This window comes from Bradyrhizobium elkanii USDA 76 (genome assembly GCF_023278185.1).
GTDB lineage: Bacteria > Pseudomonadota > Alphaproteobacteria > Rhizobiales > Xanthobacteraceae > Bradyrhizobium > Bradyrhizobium elkanii.
Map to the genome: position 1 here is coordinate 854,183 of NZ_CP066356.1, position 17,505 is coordinate 871,687.

Consider the following 17,505-nt stretch of genomic DNA (forward strand, 5'->3'; position numbering starts at 1 on the left):
ACGGGTCAGGTCTTGCTGATGTCGACGTCCTTGGTCTCCGGCAGGAAGATCAGGCCGACCACCGCCGTGATGGCGGCGAAGATGATCGGATACCAGAGGCCGGCATAGATATCGCCGGTCGAGGCCACGATCGCGAACGCGGTCGCAGGCAACAACCCGCCGAACCAGCCGTTGCCGATGTGATAGGGCAGCGACATCGAGGTGTAGCGGATCTTGGTCGGGAACAGCTCGACCAGCATCGCGGCGATCGGGCCGTACACCATGGTGACGAAGATCACCAAAATGAACAGCAAGCCGATCACGGCCGCGACCTGCGGGCGGAAGATGTCGAACGGATGCGACATCTTCACGATGCCCGCATCGCCCGCCTTCGGATAGCCGGCGGCGGCCACCGCGGTGGTGATTGCCGCATTGCCGTCCTTGGCGTTGGCGTAGGGGACGTCCTTGCCGTTGACGACGACCTTCACGCCGGATCCGGCCGCGCCATAGGTCGTCGAGTACTTGACCGACGATTGGGCGAGGAAGGCGCGGGCAGTGTCGCAGGGCGCGGTGAACACGCGGGTGCCGACCGGGTTGAACAGGTCGCCGCAGCCTGCGGGATCGGCAACCACCTCGACCTTGGTCGATTCGATCGCCCTCTCCAGCGCCGGGTTGGCGTTGGAGGAGATCATCTTGAAGATCGGAATGAAGGTCAGCGCCGCGATCGCGCAGCCCGCCAGGATGATCGGCTTGCGTCCGATCCGGTCGGACAGCGCACCGAACACGATGAAGAAGCCAGTGCCGAACAGCAACGACCAGGCGATCAGAAGGTTCGCGGTGTAGCCGTCGACCTTGAGGATCGATTGCAGGAAGAACAGCGCATAGAACTGGCCAGTGTACCACACCACGCCCTGACCCATGGTGCCGCCGAGCAGTGCCAGAAGCACGATCTTGGCGTTCCCCCAGTTGGCGAAGGCTTCCGTCAGCGGCGCCTTCGAGCTCTTGCCTTCGTCCTTCATGCGCTGGAACACCGGCGATTCATTCAGCCGCAGCCGGATCCAGACCGAGATGCCGAGCAGCAGCACCGACACCAGGAACGGAATGCGCCAGCCCCAGTCCGCGAAATCCTTCTCGCCGGTGATCGAGCGGGTGAACAGGATCACCAGCAGCGACAGGAACAGGCCGAGCGTTGCGGTGGTCTGGATGAACGAGGTGTAATAGCCGCGCCTGCCGTTTGGCGCGTGCTCGGCGACATAGGTCGCAGCACCGCCATACTCGCCGCCGAGCGCGAGGCCCTGCAGCAGGCGCAGCGAGATCAGGATGATCGGCGCGGCGAGGCCGATGGTCTTGGCGTTGGGCAACAGGCCGACGATGAAGGTCGACAGACCCATGATCAGGATGGTGACGAGGAAGGTGTATTTGCGGCCGACGATGTCGCCGACCCGGCCGAACACGATCGCGCCGAACGGGCGCACCAGGAAGCCCGCGGCGAAGGCCAGCAACGCGAAGATGTCGCGGGTCGCCGGCGGATAGTCGGAGAAGAACTGCGCGCCGATGATCCCGGCCAGCGAACCGTAGAGATAGAAGTCGTACCACTCGAACACGGTGCCGAGCGACGAAGCGAGGATGACGAACCGCTCATCCTTCGTCATGCCGGCGGGCCGCGCCGAAGTTGCCGTCATTGTGGACATCTGGATTGCTCCCCCCGAATTATTGCTGCCATGCTCGTCCCGCCTGCCGGGTCAGGCTCGAATAAGCCTCAAGCTTGATTCAAGGTAACATCGCAGTGAAACCCGCCCCAATAAGACTTTTGGCTTTTGCAGGGTTGAACTTATCTTCAGGCAGAGAGCCAAAAGGAGCGCCCTCACATGCGTCTATTGCAGCGCACAAGCTCGGCGGATTAACTGCGTTGGCATCTGGTATTATCGAGCCCTTGCGTGATACTGCCGCGCGGGCGACAACCGAACGGCGCGGGCTTTGAAAGCCCGCTTGTGGGACTGAGATGACTACTGCTGCCAATACTCATCTTGTCATCGCCGACGATCATCCGCTGTTCCGTGATGCATTGCGCCAGGCGGTTTCGAGCGTCGTGAGTTCGGCCACGATCAGCGAGGCCGGATCGTTCGAGGATCTGACCGCGTTGCTGGAACGGGACTCCGAGGTCGACCTGATCCTGCTCGACCTGAGCATGCCCGGGATCAGCGGCTTCTCCGGCCTGATCTATCTGCGGGCGCAATACCCGGCGATCCCGGTGGTCATCGTCTCCGCCAGTGACGATGCCGGAACCATCCGCCGCTCGCTCGACTTCGGCGCCTCCGGTTTCATCCCCAAGCGCTTCGGCGTCGAGACCCTGCGCGATGCCATCATGAAGGTGATGGAAGGCGACGTCTGGGTTCCGCCGGACACCGATCTGTCGGCGGCCGGCGATCCCGACATGACGCGGCTGCGCGACCGCCTGGTCACGCTGACCCCGCAGCAGGTGCGGGTGCTGATGATGCTGTCCGAGGGGCTGCTCAACAAGCAGATCGCCTATGAGCTCGGCGTCTCCGAAGCGACCATCAAGGCCCATGTCTCGGCGATCCTGCAGAAGCTCGGCGTCGAAAGCCGCACCCAGGCCGTGATCGCCGCCGCCAAGATCGCCGGCGGCCAGTGGCGCCAGGGCACGCCGCCGACGTAGTCCCGAGCAACTCCGGCCATGATTGCCGGGCTCAGGGCACGGCATTGCGAGCCGACGGGTGGCGCGAAAGCACGCCCGATGGCACGCTTCCGCGAAGCCATCCTGATCCCATTCAAACTGCGCATCGGTCGAAAACCGAGTATCCTGTCCGGCATCGGCCCGTGAGAGGCCGCGTGCTTTTGGGGAGAACGCCATGACTTCAGTGACTCGCGTCGCCGGACTATCTCTGGCTGCGGCAATCCTTCTCGGTACCAGCTCTTTCAATTGCGCTCAGGCCAAGCCCCTGATGATCGTCGGCCTGGACGAGAAGCTGTTGTGGGACGACGACGGCAAGCCGGTGCTGTCAGCGCCCGGCAAGGATCAAGTGCTGATCGTCGATCTCGCCGATCCCGAGAACCCGAAGATTGCGGCTTCTCTCCCATTGAAGAACTCGGTCGTCGGCCCCCCGGTCAACGTCGCTATCGATCCGACCGGAACCGTGGCGCTGGTCGCGGATTCGGTCGACGTGGTGAAGGAAGGCGACGCCCTGAAGCAGGTACCGGACAACAAGATCTATGTGATCGATCTCAAGGCGACCCCGCCCAAGCTGGCAGCGACCATTGCCGGCGGAAAGCAGCCATCAGGCCTGAGCTTCAGTCCCGATGGCAAGATGGCGTTGGTCGCCAACCGCGGGGACAGTTCGATCAGCGTACTTTCGGTCAACGGCACTGACGTCAAGATCACCGACACGATATCGATGCCTGACAGTGTCGCACATGTCGCGTTCGCGCCAGACGGCAAGCACGCGCTGGTCGCGCGTTTTCCCGGGCACAAGATATCGGTGCTCGATATCGCCGGCGACAAAGTCACCTACGCCAAGATAGACCTGCCGGCCGGCCAATGGCCTTACAACGTCGCAGTGACCCCGAACAGCAAGATCGCATTGACGTCGGACAATGGCAACTCAGGCGCGTCGGACGGCAGCGTCGACACGGCCAGCGTCATCGATCTCGAAGCGAAGCCGCCGCGCATCATCGATCGCGTGGTGGTCGGCGATGGACCGGAGGGGCTTGGCGTCAGCCCGAAGGGGGATCTCGCAGTCTCAGTGATCCTGCGCGGCTCGAACATGAAGAATGCGTTCTTCCATGAGAAGAACGGCAGCGTCTCGGTCCTGAAGATCGACGGCAAGAAAGTGACCAAGACCGGAGATATCGAAGTCGGCGGACTGCCTGAGGCCGCGGTCTTCACGCCCGACGGAAAATACATCCTGGTCGGGAACTACCTCAGCCAGGATTTCTCGATCCTCAAGGTCGACGGAACTAACGTCACCGACACAGGCAAGCGCTTTCAGGTGCCAGGACACCCGGCGTCGGCCGGAATGGGACCGAACTAAACCGACGCTTGGCGATCTTGCGCTGGAGCATGTGATTTTGGGTTGAGGCGCCCGGATTGCGCCGGCGCGCGCTACTCCGCCGCCACCATCTGCTGGGTGCGCCACTGTCCGAGCAGGGCGCGCAGCGAGGCGGGTTTCACCGGCTTGTTCAGCACCGCGATGTTCTCCTCGCGCGCGGCGGCGCGCACCGCGGGGCTGCGGTCGGCGGTGATCAGGATCGCCGGAATGCCGTCGCCGAAGCGGCGGCGGATCTCGCGGATCGCGGCGACGCCGTTGCCGCGGTCGAGATGGTAGTCGACCAGCACGCCGGTGACGCGGCCGCCGGCGGCCTCGATCGCGCTGATCGCGCCGTCGGCGTCGAGCACCGCGATCACCTCGGCATCCCACGCCGTCAGCAGCGTCTTCATGCCGTCGAGAATGGCCGGATCGTTCTCGATGCAGACGATCAGCGAGCCGCTCATCGGCGTCTTCGACAGCGGCGTGGCGGTGGTGACCGCCGCGGTATGGTTCACGGCGGTCGCGACCGGCACGGTGACCGAGAACGCCGAGCCGCCGCTGACATTGGCCGAGATCGCGATGCGGTGGTTGAGCACCCGTGCCAGCCGTTCGACGATCGACAGGCCGAGGCCGAGGCCGCGGGCGATCCGGGCGCCCTGCTCGAGGCGATGGAATTCCTTGAAGATCTCGCCGCGCTTCTGCACGGGGATGCCGACGCCGGTGTCGAAGATGCTGATCTGGAGCGTGGCGCCGCGGCGGCGGCAGCCGATCAGGACGCGGCCGCGCGGGGTATATTTGATCGCGTTGGAGATGAAGTTCTGCAGCAGCCGGCGCAGCAGCGAGCGGTCGGATTCGACCGGCAGCGAGCAGGCCACGAAGCGCAGGTCGAGGCCCTTGTCGCGGGCGATCGGCATGAACTCGATCTCCAGCGAGCGCATCAGGTCGGCCATCCGGAAGCTCGTGATCGCCGGCGTCATGGCGCCGGCGTCGAGCCTGGAAATATCGAGCAGCGCGCCCAGGATGTCCTCGATCGCCTCGAGCGAGTCGTCGATGTTCTCGACCAGGCGGGAATCCTCGCCGCCGTTCTGGCGCTCGACGAGGCTCGTGACATAGAGGCGCGCCGCGTTGAGCGGCTGCAGGATGTCGTGGCTGGCGGCCGCCAGGAATCGCGTCTTGGAGGCGTTGGCGTCTTCCGCGATGCCCTTGGCGAGCGCGAGCTCCGAGTTCAGCCGCGTCAGCTCCTCGGTGCGGTCGCGCACCCGCTTCTCCAGCGTCGCGTTGGCGCGCTCCAGCGCCTCCGCCGCCTCGAAGCTCGGCGTGACGTCGGAGAAGGTGATGACGAGCCCGCCGCCCGGCATCCGGTTGGCACGCACCTCGATCACCAGATGGCGGTCCGTGAAGCGTTCCAGATAGGGCTCGCCCTCGGTGGTGTAGGCGCGCAGACGGGCCTGCAGCAGACCATCGCCGTCGCCGGACGCAGGCGGACTGATCGCGCCCATGAATTCGAGGATCTCTGACAGCGGGATGCCGAGCTGCACCAGATGCTGCGGCAGCCCCAGCAATTCGGAGAACTGGCGGTTGGAACAGATCAGCTGCAGATCGGCATCGAACACCGCGATGCCCTGGCGCACGTGATTGAGCGCGGTCTGCAGGATCTCGCGGTTGAAGTGCAGGGCGGCGTGGGAGTCGTCGAGCAGTTTCAGTGCGGCCTTGGCCGACACCGTGCGCCGCTGCAGCAGCAGCGACATCACGAGGCGCGAGGATGCGGCCCCGATCGAGGAGGCGATCAACCGCTCGGCATGCTGCAGCAGCTCGAAATCGGCCGGAGCCGACGCCAGCAGCACGATGTTGCGGTCGACGGCGAAGGAGGCGAAGGCCTCGCGGGTCCGGTCGGGGCCGAGATATTGCGTCACCGTGCTCTGGATGTCCTCCACCGTCACCGTGGTGCGCCAGCGCCGGAAGCTGGGCGCGATCGGGGCCAGCGCGTTGGGCACGAACACGTCGGCCTGCAACAGCTCGATCGAGGACGGCGCGCGCGCCAGCGAGAACAGCACATAGGTGAGGATGTTGAGCGCAAGGCTCCACAGCACGCCGTGCAGCAGCGGCGGCAGGTCGGCGCCGAACAGCGCCTGCGGCCGCAGCGCCTCGACCCCGAACGGCCCGTGCTGCAGCAGCATCAGGCCGGCGGTCGAGGTTTCCAGGAAACTCGGGATGAACAGCGTGTAGAGCCACGTCGCGAACCCGACCAGCATGCCCGCCATGGCGCCGCGTGCGGTGGCCCTGCGCCAGAACAGGCCGCCGAAGAACGCCGGCGCCAGCTGGGTGATCGCGGCAAACGACAACAGGCCGATCGCGACCAGCTGGGTGTTGCCGAGCGCGCGATAGTAGAAATACGCCAGCACCATGATGGCGAAGATCGAGAAGCGGCGCGCCTTCAGCAGGAAATCGCCAAAGTCCTTCTGGCCGGCCCTGGCGTCGTCGCTGCGCGGCAAGACCAGCGGCAGCACGATGTCGTTGGAGACCATGATCGACAGGGCGACGCATTCGACGATCACCATCGCGGTCGCCGCCGACAGCCCGCCGACGAACACGGCGAGGCTGAGCAATTGCGAATTGCCCTCGATCGGCAGCGCCAGCACGAACATGTCGGCATCGACCGCGCCGAACGGGAAGATGACGAGGCCGGCGATCGCGATCGGAATCACGAACAGGTTGATGGCGATGAGGTAGAGCGGGAACAGCCAGCGCGCCCGGGTGACTTCGGCGGGCGTCGAATTCTCGACCACGCTGACATGGAACTGGCGCGGCAGCAGCATGACCGCGCAGAACGACAGCAGCGTCATGATCAGGAAATTGCCGATCGACGGCACATATTCGATCGCGCGCGCCGCCTCCGGCGTCTTCAGGGCGCGCTCGTAGAGCTCGACCGGGGAGAACATCCAGAAGGTGACGAAGGCGCCGGCGGCGATGAAGGCGACCAGCTTGACGATGGACTCGGCCGCGATCGCCAGGATCAGGCCGTGCTGGTGCTCGGTCGCGTCGGTGTGGCGGGTGCCGAACAGCACTGCGAACACCGCCATCGCCAGCGTCACCATCAGCGCGATGTCGCCGATCACGGGGATTTTCGAGAACGCCTGGTCCTCGCTCAGGATGGTCTCCAGCGACGCCGCCACCGCCTTCAGCTGCAGCGCGATGTAGGGCACCGAGCCGATGATCGCGATCAGCGCCACGGTCGCCGCCACCGCCTGGCTCTTGCCGTAGCGCGCGGCGATGAAGTCGGCGATCGAGGTGATGTTCTGCGACTTGGCGAGCGCGATCACCCGGCGCAGCAGCGGCGTGCACAATCCGACCATCACGATCGGGCCGACATAGATCGCCAGGAAGTCGATGCTGGTGCGGGTGGCGAAGCCGACCGAGCCGAAGAAGGTCCAGGAGGTGCAGTAGATCGCCAGCGACAGCGGATAGATCCACTGGCTGGCGCGGCCGCGCTCGCCCGGCGACGTGCGGTCGCCGCGGCTGGCGATGAAGAACAACAATCCGATGTAGGCGAACGCCGTGGCGATTACGCCCCAGTCGTGCAGCATCGCTGCTTATCTCCGTCCAGGCCGGGGAAGGGGCCGGATGCCGGATTATATAACGCAAAGGGCCGGCCGCGCGATGCACGGCCGGCCCAAATTCGGGGTCGGAAGCGGATAGGGTTACTCGGCGGCCAGCGACTTCTGGCGCAGGGGCAGGCCGAGCCGGTCCCAGACCTGGAGCAGCGCCTCGGCCAGCGCGTCGATCAGGCCGTCGTCGTGGTAGGGCGAGGGCGTGATGCGCAGCCGCTCGGTGCCCTTGGCGACCGTCGGATAGTTGATCGGCTGGATGTAGATGCCGTGGTCCTCGAGCAGCAGGTCGGAGGCCCGCTTGCACTTCTCGGGATCGCCGACGAACAGCGGCACGATATGGGTGTCGCTCGACATGACAGGCAGGCCGGCGGCGGTCAGGATCGCCTTGGTGCGGGCGGCACGGTCCTGGTGGCGCTCGCGCTCCCAGTTCGAGGTCTTCAGGTGCCGGATCGCAGCCGTCGCGGCCGAGCAGATCGCCGGCGGCAGCGCGGTGGTGAAGATGAAGCCCGGCGCATAGGAGCGCACCGCGTCGATGACCTCGGCGCGGCCTGCAATGTAGCCGCCGAGGCAGCCGAAGGCTTTTGCCAGCGTGCCCTCGACGATATCGATCCGGTGCATCACGCCGTCGCGCTCGGCGATGCCGCCGCCGCGCGGGCCGTACATGCCGACCGCATGCACCTCGTCGAGATAGGTCATGGCGCCGTATTGCTCGGCGAGATCGCAGATCCTGCCGAGCGGCGCGACGTCGCCGTCCATCGAATAAAGGCTCTCGCAGACGATCAGCTTCGGCCGGTCGGGACCGGCGGCGATCAGGAGCTCCTCGAGATGTGCGACGTCGTTGTGGCGGAAGATCTGGCGCTCGCAGCCGGCCTGGCGCACGCCCTCGATCATCGAATTGTGGTTCAGCGCGTCCGAAAGGATCAGGCAGTTCGGGATCAGCTTGGCGAGCGTCGAGATGCCGGTCTGGTTCGAGACATAGCCCGAGGTGAACAGCAGCGAGGCTTCCTTGCCGTGGAGGTCGGCGAGCTCCGCCTCGAGCTGCACCAGCGGGTGATGGGTGCCCGCGATGTTGCGGGTGCCGCCGGCGCCGGTGCCGACCCGGGTCGCGGTCTCGACCATGGCGCCGACCACCTTGGGGTGCTGGCCCATGCCGAGATAGTCGTTGGAGCACCAGATCACGACGTTGCGGCTGCCTCTCGGCGAATGCCAGGTCGCGTGCGGGAAGCGGCCTGCGATCCGCTCGAGGTCGGCGAACACCCGGTAGCGCCGCTCGTCGTGCAGGCGGTTGAGGGCGGTATTGAAGAACTGGCTGTAATCCATCGGCAAACCCAAAAAGCGGAACCTGACCGGAATGACTGCTTCTTCTTAGAGCTTTTCCAGCTCTAATGTCCATGCATTGACCCACATCTGGGCATGCGTCGCAGTTGGGCAAATTGCCCTAGCCGGGGCCGTTCGGCTTGATTTCGGTCAAATCGCCGGGCGATACCTTGCCGCCCGGCCGCCTTCAGGTGGTCTTGAAGCGCAGCATGCCGTCGGCATGCATCTCGGCCGTCAGGCGGCCCTCGACCAGCATGTAGTTGACATGGGCGACCAACTCGCCGGCCGCAAAACCCATCTGGTGCTCGTCCAGCACGTGCTTGTGGAACACCACGGGCACCAGCTCCTTGGAGGTCTGCGGCACCTCGCGGCAGGCCTCGGCGATCAGCCGGCAGCGCTCCTCATGGTGATCGGCGAGCTGCTTGATCCGGGTCTTCAGCCCGTAGAACGGCACGCCGTGGCCGGGCAGCACCATCACGTCGTAGGGCAGGGTGGTGGTCAGGCTCGCCAGCGACGCCAGATATTCGCCGAGCGAGTTCTGCTCGGGCTCGACCGCCCAGACGCTGACATTGGGCGAGATCTTGCTCAGCACCTGGTCGGCGGACAGGAACAGCTTGTCGGCCGCGCAATACAGCATCACCTGGTCGAGCGCGTGGCCGCCGCCGGTGATCACCTTGAAGCGCCGCGTGCCGATCACGACCTCGTCGCCATGGGTGAGGCGGTGATAGGACGGCGGCAGCACCGAGACGCGCTTCAGGTAATCCTGGCCGCGGCCGAGCAGCTTCTCGGTCAGGTCCTCGTCCATGCCGTGGCGGCGGAAGAACAGCCGCTGCGCGTTGCGCCGCTCCTCGGTGCCGCGGTTCTGGTGATAGACCGACTGCAGATATTCCACCTGCGACATGAACAGCGGGCAGCCGAAACGCTCGGTGATCCAGCCGGCGAGACCGACATGGTCGGGGTGCGAATGCGTCACGATCAGGCGGGTGACCTTGACGTGCTTCAGCGGCCCCTCGAACAGCGTGGTCCAGGCCGCGATCGATTCCTCATTGCCGAAGCCGGCATCCACCATGGTCCAGCCGTCGCCGTCGGCGAGCAGATAGATGTTCACATGGTTGAGGCGGAACGGCAGCTTCAGTCGCGCCCACAGCACGCCGGGAGCCACCTCCACGACCTGGTCGTGGCCGGGATGGTTCTCCCAAGGGTATCGCAGTGCCTCCGCCGAGGAGTGCACGGGGTCGGTCTTCGTATGCATGCTACCGGCTTAGCGGCACACGGGCCGCCGCGCCAGCCGAAAAATCAGATAGTCGTCCGGAGAATGGGACGGGAGATCGCCGGAATTCCGTAGCCCGGATGAAGCGAAGCGCAATACGGGACAGGTCACTTTGTCAAACCTCCCCTTGAAAAGGGGAGGTCGCTTTGCTCGCAGAGCAAAGCGGGTGGGGATCTGCTCTCTCCACATAGAGCGTCGCCTGCGGCTGACCCCCATCCCGACCTTCCCCCTTCAGGGGGAAGGGGAAGACAAACGGTGGTCCCGGATTTCGCTGCGCCCCATCCGGGCTACGGAATATCGTTGCTACGCCGCGCGGATGTTCGACAGGAAGCCGTCGATCTCCGAGCGCAGCACGTCGGCCTCGCGGCGCAGTGCGTCGGAGGCGCTCAGCACCTCGCCGGCGGCAGTGCCGGCTTCGGCCGAGGCGGTGGAGACGCCGACGATGTTGCTCGACACCTCGCTGGTGCCGCCCGCCGCATGCTGGATGTTGCGGGCGATCTCGCGGGTCGCCGCGCCCTGCTGCTCGACCGCGGCGGCGATCGCGGTGGTGACGTCGTTGATCTCGCCGATCGTGCTCGAGATGTTGCGGATGGCGGAGACCGCCGTGGTCGTCACCTCCTGCATGCTGACGATCTGCTGGCGGATTTCCTCGGTCGCCTTTGCGGTCTGGCTCGCGAGGTTCTTCACCTCGGAGGCGACCACGGCAAAGCCGCGGCCGGCCTCGCCGGCGCGCGCCGCCTCGATGGTGGCGTTGAGCGCGAGCAGATTGGTTTGCGAGGCGATGGTCTGGATCAGGTCGACCACGACGCTGATGCGTGCGGCATTGTCGGCGAGCCCCTGCATCGTGCTGTCGGTGGCGCTGGCTTCCTCCACCGCCTTGCGGGCGATCTCCGCCGAGGTGACGACCTGGCGGCCGATCTCCTGGATCGAGGACGACAGCTCCTCGGTGCCGGCCGACACCGTCTGCACGTTGACCGAGGTTTCCTCGGCGGCCGACGCGACGGCGTTGACCAGGGCGCTCGACTGGTCGGCGGTCGCCGACATGCTCTGCGCGGTCGACTGCATCGAGTTCGCCGCGGTCTGCAGGCTGCCGAGCGCGCTGCGGACGTTGGATTCGAACGTGACGATCTGCGCTTCCATGCGCGAGGCGCGCTCCGCCTTGGCGCTGCGGTCCTTGTTCTGGTTTTCCGTGAGCTCGCGGCTCTCGACCATGCTCTCGCGGAACACCTGCAGCGCGTCGGCCATGACGGCGATCTCGTCGCGCTGGCGGCTCTGCGGGATCTCGGTGTCGAGGTCGCCGTCGGACAGCAGCTGCATCGAGCGCTGCAGGCCGCGGATGCGGCGCAGGATGTTGCGTCCGACATAGAGCCAGACGAACAGGAACGAGCCGACCAGCGTCAGCGCGCCGAGGCCGATCATCACCATGGTGGCGAGCGAGATCTGCTGCCGCGCCTGGAAGGTCGAACTGTCGGTCTCCTTCTGCACCGCGTCGACCAGCTGCTGGACGCTGATGCCGAGCCCGACATTGAGCTTGCGCGTCTCTTCCAGGATGGTCTGGCCGTAGTCGATCGCGTCGAGCTCCTTCTGGCGGATCTTGAACACGCCGGTCTTGCCTTCGCCGAGCACGAGCAGCCTCGAGGCGGTGTCGCGCACCGCAACGATCGCGGGATTGTTCGGCAGGTCCTCGAGGTTGGACTTGACGCGTTCGCGCCCGGCCTTGAACTCGGCCTCGATCGCATCGAGGGTTTCGCTGGAATTGGCCGACAGCGCCGCGGTCATGTCGGCGGCCATCAGATTGCCGGCGGCGAGCACGTTGCTGATCTGGCCGACGGTGCGGGCCGCTTCGGTGGCGTCGTCCGCGGACACCTCGGCCGCGGCGAGGATGGCGTTGAGCCGGGTCTGCGCGTCGAGCATCGCCGGACTTGCGGCGGAGACGAACGCCGCCTGCGCCTTGCGCAGCGCGTTGTACTGCTTGTCGCGCAGCGCGCCGACCTCGAGCCGCTCGCGCGCCGCCGAGATCAGGCTCTTGGTCGCCTCGTCGGTGTTCTTGACGTTCTCCTGCAGCGCGCTGACCACGGACTTGTCGGCGCCGAGCTCGATGATCTCGCCGAGCTTCGCATTGGTGAGCCGCGCGACGTCCTGCACCTTCTTGGTGCGATCGTTCAGCGCGTCCTCGCTCTGCACGGCGAGCAGGCCGGGGCCTTGCGCCGCGAGCGAGGCGCTTTGCGCGGCAAGTTGCAGGCTCGCGGCAAGCCGCGGAATGTCGCGGCCAGAAAGATCGGTCATGGTGCCGCCGAGCTGATGCAGCACGACGCCGGCGCCTGCGCTGATCACCAGTGCCATGCCTGCGATGACAGCGAACGCTGCGAACAGGCTGCCCCTGACGCCCATCTGCGGCAGATGGATACGCTTGAGATTTGGTTTGCCGAGCTTGAACCGAAACGCCATTGCCCCCGTGCCCCCTGGCCCCACTACGCTTGGCCACTATCCTGGCCACTACTCTTGGATGTTTCCCCGGCGCGGGAGTATCGGTGCGGCCGGTTAACAAAATCGGGAAAATTGCGACCATCTGCGGGATTTTTCAGGGCGGCCACGCCGCAGCGCCGTCCTGGTTCGCTGTGCGGAATCGATGCACGTGATCGGACGCAAAAAGGCCGGCGTGCGCCGGCCTTTTCCACTATCGGTTGTGGGCAGTATTCTCAGTAGCGGCCGTAGGCGGGGCCGCCGAGGTTGCCGAGGTTGAAGCGGTAGTTGAGGCCCGCCTTCACCGTGTGCTCGTCGTTGTGGAAGCTGCCGACCGGCACCAGCGCGCCCGGCGCGGTGAAGCGGCTGTCGCCGAAGTCGTAGTACTGGTACTCGACCTTGGCCGACCAGTTCGGCGCGAACATGTATTCGGCGCCGCCGCCGATGGTCCAGCCGTTGCTGTGGTTGTCGCTGAGCGCGAAGCCGACCGGCGCGCCGCCGAGCGTCACCGTTTCGTTGTTGTCGGAATAGGCGTAACCGCCCTTCACATAGATCAGGCCCGGGCCCCAGGTGTAGCCGACGCGGCCGGTGATCGAGCCGATGCCGCGCTGGTTGTTGTTGTAGACGTAGCCGCCCGGGAAGATCGCGTTGAGCTGGTGGCCGCCGACCCAGGAATACTGGCCTTCGACGCCGATCACCCACATCGGCGACAGCTGCCAATCGTAGCCGCCCTGCACGCCGCCCATGAAGCGGGCGTCGGAGTCAGAGAGCGCGAGACCGTTGAAACTGTTGTTCTGGGAGAACACGCCGCCGAGATGGCCACCGAGATAGAAGCCGGTCCAGTTGTAGAGCGGAGCGGCGTAAACAGGCGCGGGCGCCTTCTGATAGTAGCCGCGGGAGCCGAGGTCGGCAGCCTCGGCGGTCGCGCCAAAGGCGGCGACGGCCGCCGCGACGGCGGCGGTTGCGAGCAGGAACTTCTTCATGGGGGCAGTCTCCGGACAAGTCATGAGGCGCAGCGTGAATGGCGCCATCCACGGCGATGGGTTAGACCGCATTTGAATAAAATGCAGTCACCGGAAGGCTGTTCGGAGCGTTAAGTCGCAGCCTTTGCGGCGAAACGTTTTGTTGTGCCTAACGAACGCTTAAGGCTGAATGAAGCAAGGCTTAACGGTGCGCGCGACGCGCGTTTCCTGTTAACCAAGCCGCCTGCTACGCTAGTCGCTTGCGCACGTCGTCGCGCATCTGCTCGCGGAATGCCTGGCGGCGCGCGGCGCGATCTTTGACCGGAACGTCGTGGCGATCGAACACGTCGAACTTCTCCAGGATCGGATAGCGCTCGCTCGCCATCGCCAGCACACGCAGCAGGGCGGCAACCTTCGGGGTCGGGCCGGTGACTTCCCATCGGCGCAGCTTCTCGGCGCCGTCGGCGGCCGATAACCCGCACAGCTTCGCCATGTCAGCCGCCGTCAGCTCGCGGCCCAGCGCCTCGCCGAGATGTTCGCGCAATTTCTTCAGTTCTGGGCCGGTCACGCTGGGTCCGCTCCGCGATGGCAAAATGTGAAGTGAGTCACATGACGTGCTCGAGGTGCGGGCTATACACCGCGCATGCGACTTCTAGAGCTTTTTTCGTTCCGATTGAATCGGAACGCGGCTCTGGATTCTTGTTTTGACGCGTTTTCATCACGCGAACCGGTACCCGCTTCGCTCGAAAACGCTTCTGGAGGACACCATCATGCACGGCATCATCGAAAGCCTCAGCCCCGAACACGATCAGATCGATTGGAAATGGGTCGGCAGTGTGTTCGCGTTCTACGTCGTGCTGACGATCGGCGGGATGGGCGCGCTGCTGGCGCATTGATCCAGCGCATGCGGGCGCCCCGCGTGCCTGCGATTGCCATTGTTTGCGAAGATCCTGGTGCTGCCAGACAGGATTGAACTGTCGACCTCTCCATTACCAATGGAGTGCTCTACCACTGAGCTACGGCAGCATGCCCGGGAAAAATTGAATCGGCCCCAAGGGCCCGTCCAAGCGGGCGGTTCTTGCCACAGGCCTCCCTTTGGCGCAAGCGAAACAGCGCCCCGGTCGCCCTTGAAATCGGCAGAAATCGACGGCCTCGCCGATGATTTTGGCCAATTCGGCCGATTTTGGCCGGATTGGGTTCCCGATCGCGCCGAAACCATCCCGATCCGCGCTTGCCGCCGAATCATATCGCCGCAACTGGCCGACCGGGCAGGGTGCGCGGACATCCGCCATTGGCTATGCTCGGCTCGCGCCGGGCGATGGCGGTTCGAGAGTTTTGCAATGACAGGCGATCAGGACAGAGGCGGCGGGCAGGCCGGAGCCCGCGTGAAGGATTCACGACAGGATCGTCTCAAGCTGGCGTTGCGCGAAAACCTGAAGCGGCGGAAATCGCAGGCGCGCGGTCGCGAGGATGTGGCTTCCGAACCAGCCGATGGCTCGGTAGATGACGCCGGCGGAAACGAGCCGCGCCGTTAACCCGGTTCGTGCGCATTGTTAAAGGAAGCGGGTCGCCGAGATGGCTGTAGATGAGACGACGATCGATCGGCTGAGCGCAACCGCCTATGCCTTCCCGCGCCATGAGCAGACCTTTCCGACCCTGACCGCGCACGAGATCGAGCGGATGCGCCGCTTCGGCGAGCGGTGCTCATACCAGGACGGCGAGGCGCTGTTCGAGACCGGCAAGCCAGGTCCCGGCATGTTCGTGGTGCTGTCGGGCAGCGTGTCGATCACCCAGCGCGACGGCCTCGGCCATGTCGCGCCGATCATCGACCAGGGACCGGGGCAGTTTCTCGCCGAGATCGGCCAGCTCTCCGGCCGCCCGGCGCTGGTCGACGGCCATGCCGACGGGGTGGTCGAGGCGCTGCTGCTGCCGCCCGACCGGCTGCGCGCGCTTTTGGTTGCCGAGGCCGATCTCGGCGAGCGCATCATGCGCGCGCTGATCCTGCGCCGGGTCAGCCTGATCCAGGGCGGCGCCGGCGGGCCGGTGCTGATCGGCCCCGCCTCGGTCGGCAACATGGCGTCGCTGCAGAATTTTCTGGCGCGCAACGGCCAGCCGCACCACTTCCTCGACCCCGAGACCGACAAGGATGCCGCCGACCTCGTCGCGCGCTATTCGCCGACACGCGCCGAGCTGCCGCTGGTGGTCTGTCCCAACGGCACCGTGTTGCGCAATCCGTCAGAGACCGCGCTTGCGATGGCGCTCGGCATGATCGGCAACAGCGCGCATGAAAAACTCTACGATGTCGCCGTGGTCGGCAGCGGCCCGGCCGGGCTTGCCACCGCGGTCTATGCGGCCTCGGAAGGCCTGTCGGTCGCGGTGTTCGATTCCCGCGCCTTCGGCGGCCAGGCCGGCGCCAGCATGCGCATCGAAAACTATCTGGGCTTTCCGACCGGCATCTCCGGCCAGGCGCTGGCCGGGCGCGCCTTCAACCAGGCGCAGAAATTCGGCGCCGAGATGCTGATCCCGGTCTCGATCAAATCGCTCGACTGCACGAAAGCGTCCGGCGCATTCGTGCTCGACACCGCCTGCGGGCATACGTTGCGTGCGAAATCCGTGGTGGTCGCCAGCGGGGCGCGCTATCGCCGGCCCGAGATCTACAATCTCGATGCCTTTGAAGGCCGCGGCGTCTGGTACTGGGCCTCGCCGATCGAGGCGCGACTCTGCGCCAACCAGGATGTCGTGCTGGTCGGCGGCGGCAACTCCGCGGGGCAGGCGGCGGTGTACCTGTCGGCACATGCCCGCAGGGTCAACATGATGATCCGCGGCGGCGGGCTCGGGGCCAGCATGTCGCGCTATTTGATCGAGCGCATCGAGGCGACGCCGAACATCGAATTGATGTTCAACACCGAGGTGATCGGGCTCGACGGCGCCGAGACGCTGCAGCGGGTGCGCTGGCGCAGCCGGCTCGCGCCCGACGAGTTCACCATGGATATCCGCAATCTCTTTTTGTTTGTCGGCGCCGATCCGGCGACCGGCTGGCTCGAGGGTTGCGGAGTGCAGGTCGACCGCGGCGGCTTCGTGATGACCGGCGTGCAGACCGGCGAGGGCGCGCGCGCCGTGCCGCTGCTCGAGACCACGGTGCCCGGCGTGTTCGCGGTCGGCGACGTCCGCTCCGGATCGGTAAAGCGCGTCGGCGGCGCGATCGGCGAGGGCGCGCAGGTCGTCGCGGCCCTGCACGGCTATCTCGCCGACGCGGGCAGTCCGACGCTGTAAGTACGATTGACGAGGTAGACGCAAACGTTTCCCGTCATCCTGAGGTGCGAGCGGAGCGAGCCTCGAAGGATGAATCGGCCAGAGTGCGGCCGTGCATCCTTCGAGACGCGCGTTCCGCGCTCCTCAGGATGACGGGTTAGAGAGGCGCACAAGGTAAGAGGTCGCAAATGACAAAAGGCTGCACCCATATCGCCGGCATCCAGGACGTCACGCCGAGCGCGCTCGGCTGCGAGGAGTGCCTGAAGAGCGGCAGCCGCTGGCTGCATTTGCGCATCTGCCGGACCTGCGGCCATGTCGGCTGCTGCGACGACTCGCCGAACCGGCATGCCACGGCGCATTTCCACGCCACCGGTCATCCCGTGATCGAGGGCTACGATCCGCCGGAAGGCTGGGGCTGGTGCTATGTCGACGAGGTGCTGTTCGACCTGTCGAAGCGCAAGACGCCGCATGACGGACCGATCCCGCGCTATGATTGATACAGCTTCGCGCAGGGCGCACGATGCCGCATCGTGTGACATACGTGCGAAAATTTTCAGCAATCGCCGGCGCCGGCAAAATTTTAGATGAGATGTCGGCCGTCCTGCCAT

13 protein-coding genes and 1 tRNA gene are annotated in these 17,505 nt (G+C 65.6%); 6 read left to right on the forward strand and 8 right to left on the reverse strand.

Translation table 11 applies throughout. The features are described from left to right. Positions 1-5 precede the first annotated feature (5 nt). Positions 6-1,631: an MFS transporter gene (locus JEY66_RS03990; RefSeq protein WP_172649017.1), complete on the reverse strand. Its 1,626-nt coding sequence runs from the start codon at positions 1,629-1,631 to the stop codon at positions 6-8. A 350-nt stretch (positions 1,632-1,981) separates the two neighbouring features. On the opposite strand from JEY66_RS03990, the gene JEY66_RS03995 reads away from it, so the two are divergent. Together JEY66_RS03995 and JEY66_RS04000 are read left to right on the forward strand one after the other, a co-directional pair. After that, positions 1,982-2,656: a response regulator gene (locus tag JEY66_RS03995; RefSeq protein WP_016847047.1), complete on the forward strand. Its 675-nt coding sequence runs from the start codon at positions 1,982-1,984 to the stop codon at positions 2,654-2,656. A 193-nt stretch (positions 2,657-2,849) separates the two neighbouring features. Beyond that, positions 2,850-4,028, forward strand: a complete 1,179-nt coding sequence (locus tag JEY66_RS04000) for a YncE family protein (RefSeq protein WP_050994283.1) — start codon at positions 2,850-2,852, stop codon at positions 4,026-4,028. Positions 4,029-4,099: 71 nt separating this feature from the next. Here JEY66_RS04000 and JEY66_RS04005 read toward each other — a convergent pair whose 3' ends face one another. From JEY66_RS04005 to JEY66_RS04030, 6 genes are all read right to left on the reverse strand, one after another. Continuing rightward, a complete protein-coding gene (locus JEY66_RS04005) occupies positions 4,100-7,609 on the reverse strand; it encodes a PAS domain-containing hybrid sensor histidine kinase/response regulator (protein WP_018269050.1) in 3,510 nt (1,169 codons plus the stop codon). A 114-nt stretch (positions 7,610-7,723) separates the two neighbouring features. After that, a complete protein-coding gene (hemA, locus tag JEY66_RS04010; protein ID WP_018269049.1) occupies positions 7,724-8,953 on the reverse strand; it encodes a 5-aminolevulinate synthase in 1,230 nt (409 codons plus the stop codon). A gap of 184 nt (positions 8,954-9,137) precedes the next feature. Next, positions 9,138-10,202, reverse strand: a complete 1,065-nt coding sequence (locus tag JEY66_RS04015; RefSeq protein ID WP_026191925.1) for an MBL fold metallo-hydrolase — start codon at positions 10,200-10,202, stop codon at positions 9,138-9,140. Positions 10,203-10,523: 321 nt separating this feature from the next. Further along, positions 10,524-12,668, reverse strand: a complete 2,145-nt coding sequence (locus JEY66_RS04020) for a methyl-accepting chemotaxis protein (protein WP_018269047.1) — start codon at positions 12,666-12,668, stop codon at positions 10,524-10,526. A 251-nt stretch (positions 12,669-12,919) separates the two neighbouring features. Next, complete coding sequence (locus JEY66_RS04025) at positions 12,920-13,666, reverse strand: outer membrane protein (RefSeq protein WP_018269046.1); 747 nt, start codon at positions 13,664-13,666, stop codon at positions 12,920-12,922. Positions 13,667-13,892: 226 nt separating this feature from the next. Further along, the gene (locus JEY66_RS04030; RefSeq protein ID WP_016848449.1) at positions 13,893-14,213 is read right to left on the reverse strand and encodes a hypothetical protein; all 321 of its coding nucleotides are present in this window, start codon (positions 14,211-14,213) and stop codon (positions 13,893-13,895) included. A gap of 202 nt (positions 14,214-14,415) precedes the next feature. Between JEY66_RS04030 and JEY66_RS45030 the strand changes: the two genes are divergently transcribed. Continuing rightward, a complete protein-coding gene (locus JEY66_RS45030) occupies positions 14,416-14,541 on the forward strand; it encodes a hypothetical protein (protein WP_256521266.1) in 126 nt (41 codons plus the stop codon). Between the two features lie 55 nt (positions 14,542-14,596). Here JEY66_RS45030 and JEY66_RS04035 read toward each other — a convergent pair. Beyond that, positions 14,597-14,671, reverse strand: a tRNA-Thr gene (locus JEY66_RS04035). Positions 14,672-14,772: 101 nt separating this feature from the next. Here JEY66_RS04035 and JEY66_RS04040 point away from each other — a divergent pair. From JEY66_RS04040 to JEY66_RS04050, 3 genes are all read left to right on the forward strand, one after another. Next, positions 14,773-15,180 (forward strand): hypothetical protein, encoded by a 408-nt coding sequence (locus JEY66_RS04040; RefSeq protein ID WP_016848447.1) that lies wholly within the window; start codon positions 14,773-14,775, stop codon positions 15,178-15,180. A gap of 40 nt (positions 15,181-15,220) precedes the next feature. Continuing rightward, positions 15,221-16,918, forward strand: coding sequence for an FAD-dependent oxidoreductase (locus JEY66_RS04045; RefSeq protein ID WP_016848446.1), 1,698 nt, complete (start codon positions 15,221-15,223; stop codon positions 16,916-16,918). Positions 16,919-17,085: 167 nt separating this feature from the next. After that, a complete protein-coding gene (locus JEY66_RS04050) occupies positions 17,086-17,394 on the forward strand; it encodes a UBP-type zinc finger domain-containing protein (protein WP_016848445.1) in 309 nt (102 codons plus the stop codon). Positions 17,395-17,505 lie beyond the last annotated feature (111 nt).

Excerpts from the sequence above, each read along its gene's own strand:
- JEY66_RS04000 (WP_050994283.1), top strand. The coding sequence starts at position 2,850 with ATGACTTCAGTGACTCGCGTCGCCGGACTATCTCTGGCTGCGGCAATC.
- JEY66_RS04045 (WP_016848446.1), top strand. The coding sequence starts at position 15,221 with ATGGCTGTAGATGAGACGACGATCGATCGGCTGAGCGCAACCGCCTAT.
- JEY66_RS03995 (WP_016847047.1), top strand. The coding sequence starts at position 1,982 with ATGACTACTGCTGCCAATACTCATCTTGTCATCGCCGACGATCATCCG.
- JEY66_RS45030 (WP_256521266.1), top strand. The coding sequence starts at position 14,416 with ATGCACGGCATCATCGAAAGCCTCAGCCCCGAACACGATCAGATCGAT.
- JEY66_RS04020 (WP_018269047.1), bottom strand. The coding sequence starts at position 12,668 with ATGGCGTTTCGGTTCAAGCTCGGCAAACCAAATCTCAAGCGTATCCAT.
- JEY66_RS04050 (WP_016848445.1), top strand. The coding sequence starts at position 17,086 with ATGACAAAAGGCTGCACCCATATCGCCGGCATCCAGGACGTCACGCCG.
- JEY66_RS04025 (WP_018269046.1), bottom strand. The coding sequence starts at position 13,666 with ATGAAGAAGTTCCTGCTCGCAACCGCCGCCGTCGCGGCGGCCGTCGCC.
- JEY66_RS03990 (WP_172649017.1), bottom strand. The coding sequence starts at position 1,631 with ATGACGAAGGATGAGCGGTTCGTCATCCTCGCTTCGTCGCTCGGCACC.
- JEY66_RS04015 (WP_026191925.1), bottom strand. The coding sequence starts at position 10,202 with ATGCATACGAAGACCGACCCCGTGCACTCCTCGGCGGAGGCACTGCGA.
- JEY66_RS04005 (WP_018269050.1), bottom strand. The coding sequence starts at position 7,609 with ATGCTGCACGACTGGGGCGTAATCGCCACGGCGTTCGCCTACATCGGA.
- hemA (WP_018269049.1), bottom strand. The coding sequence starts at position 8,953 with ATGGATTACAGCCAGTTCTTCAATACCGCCCTCAACCGCCTGCACGAC.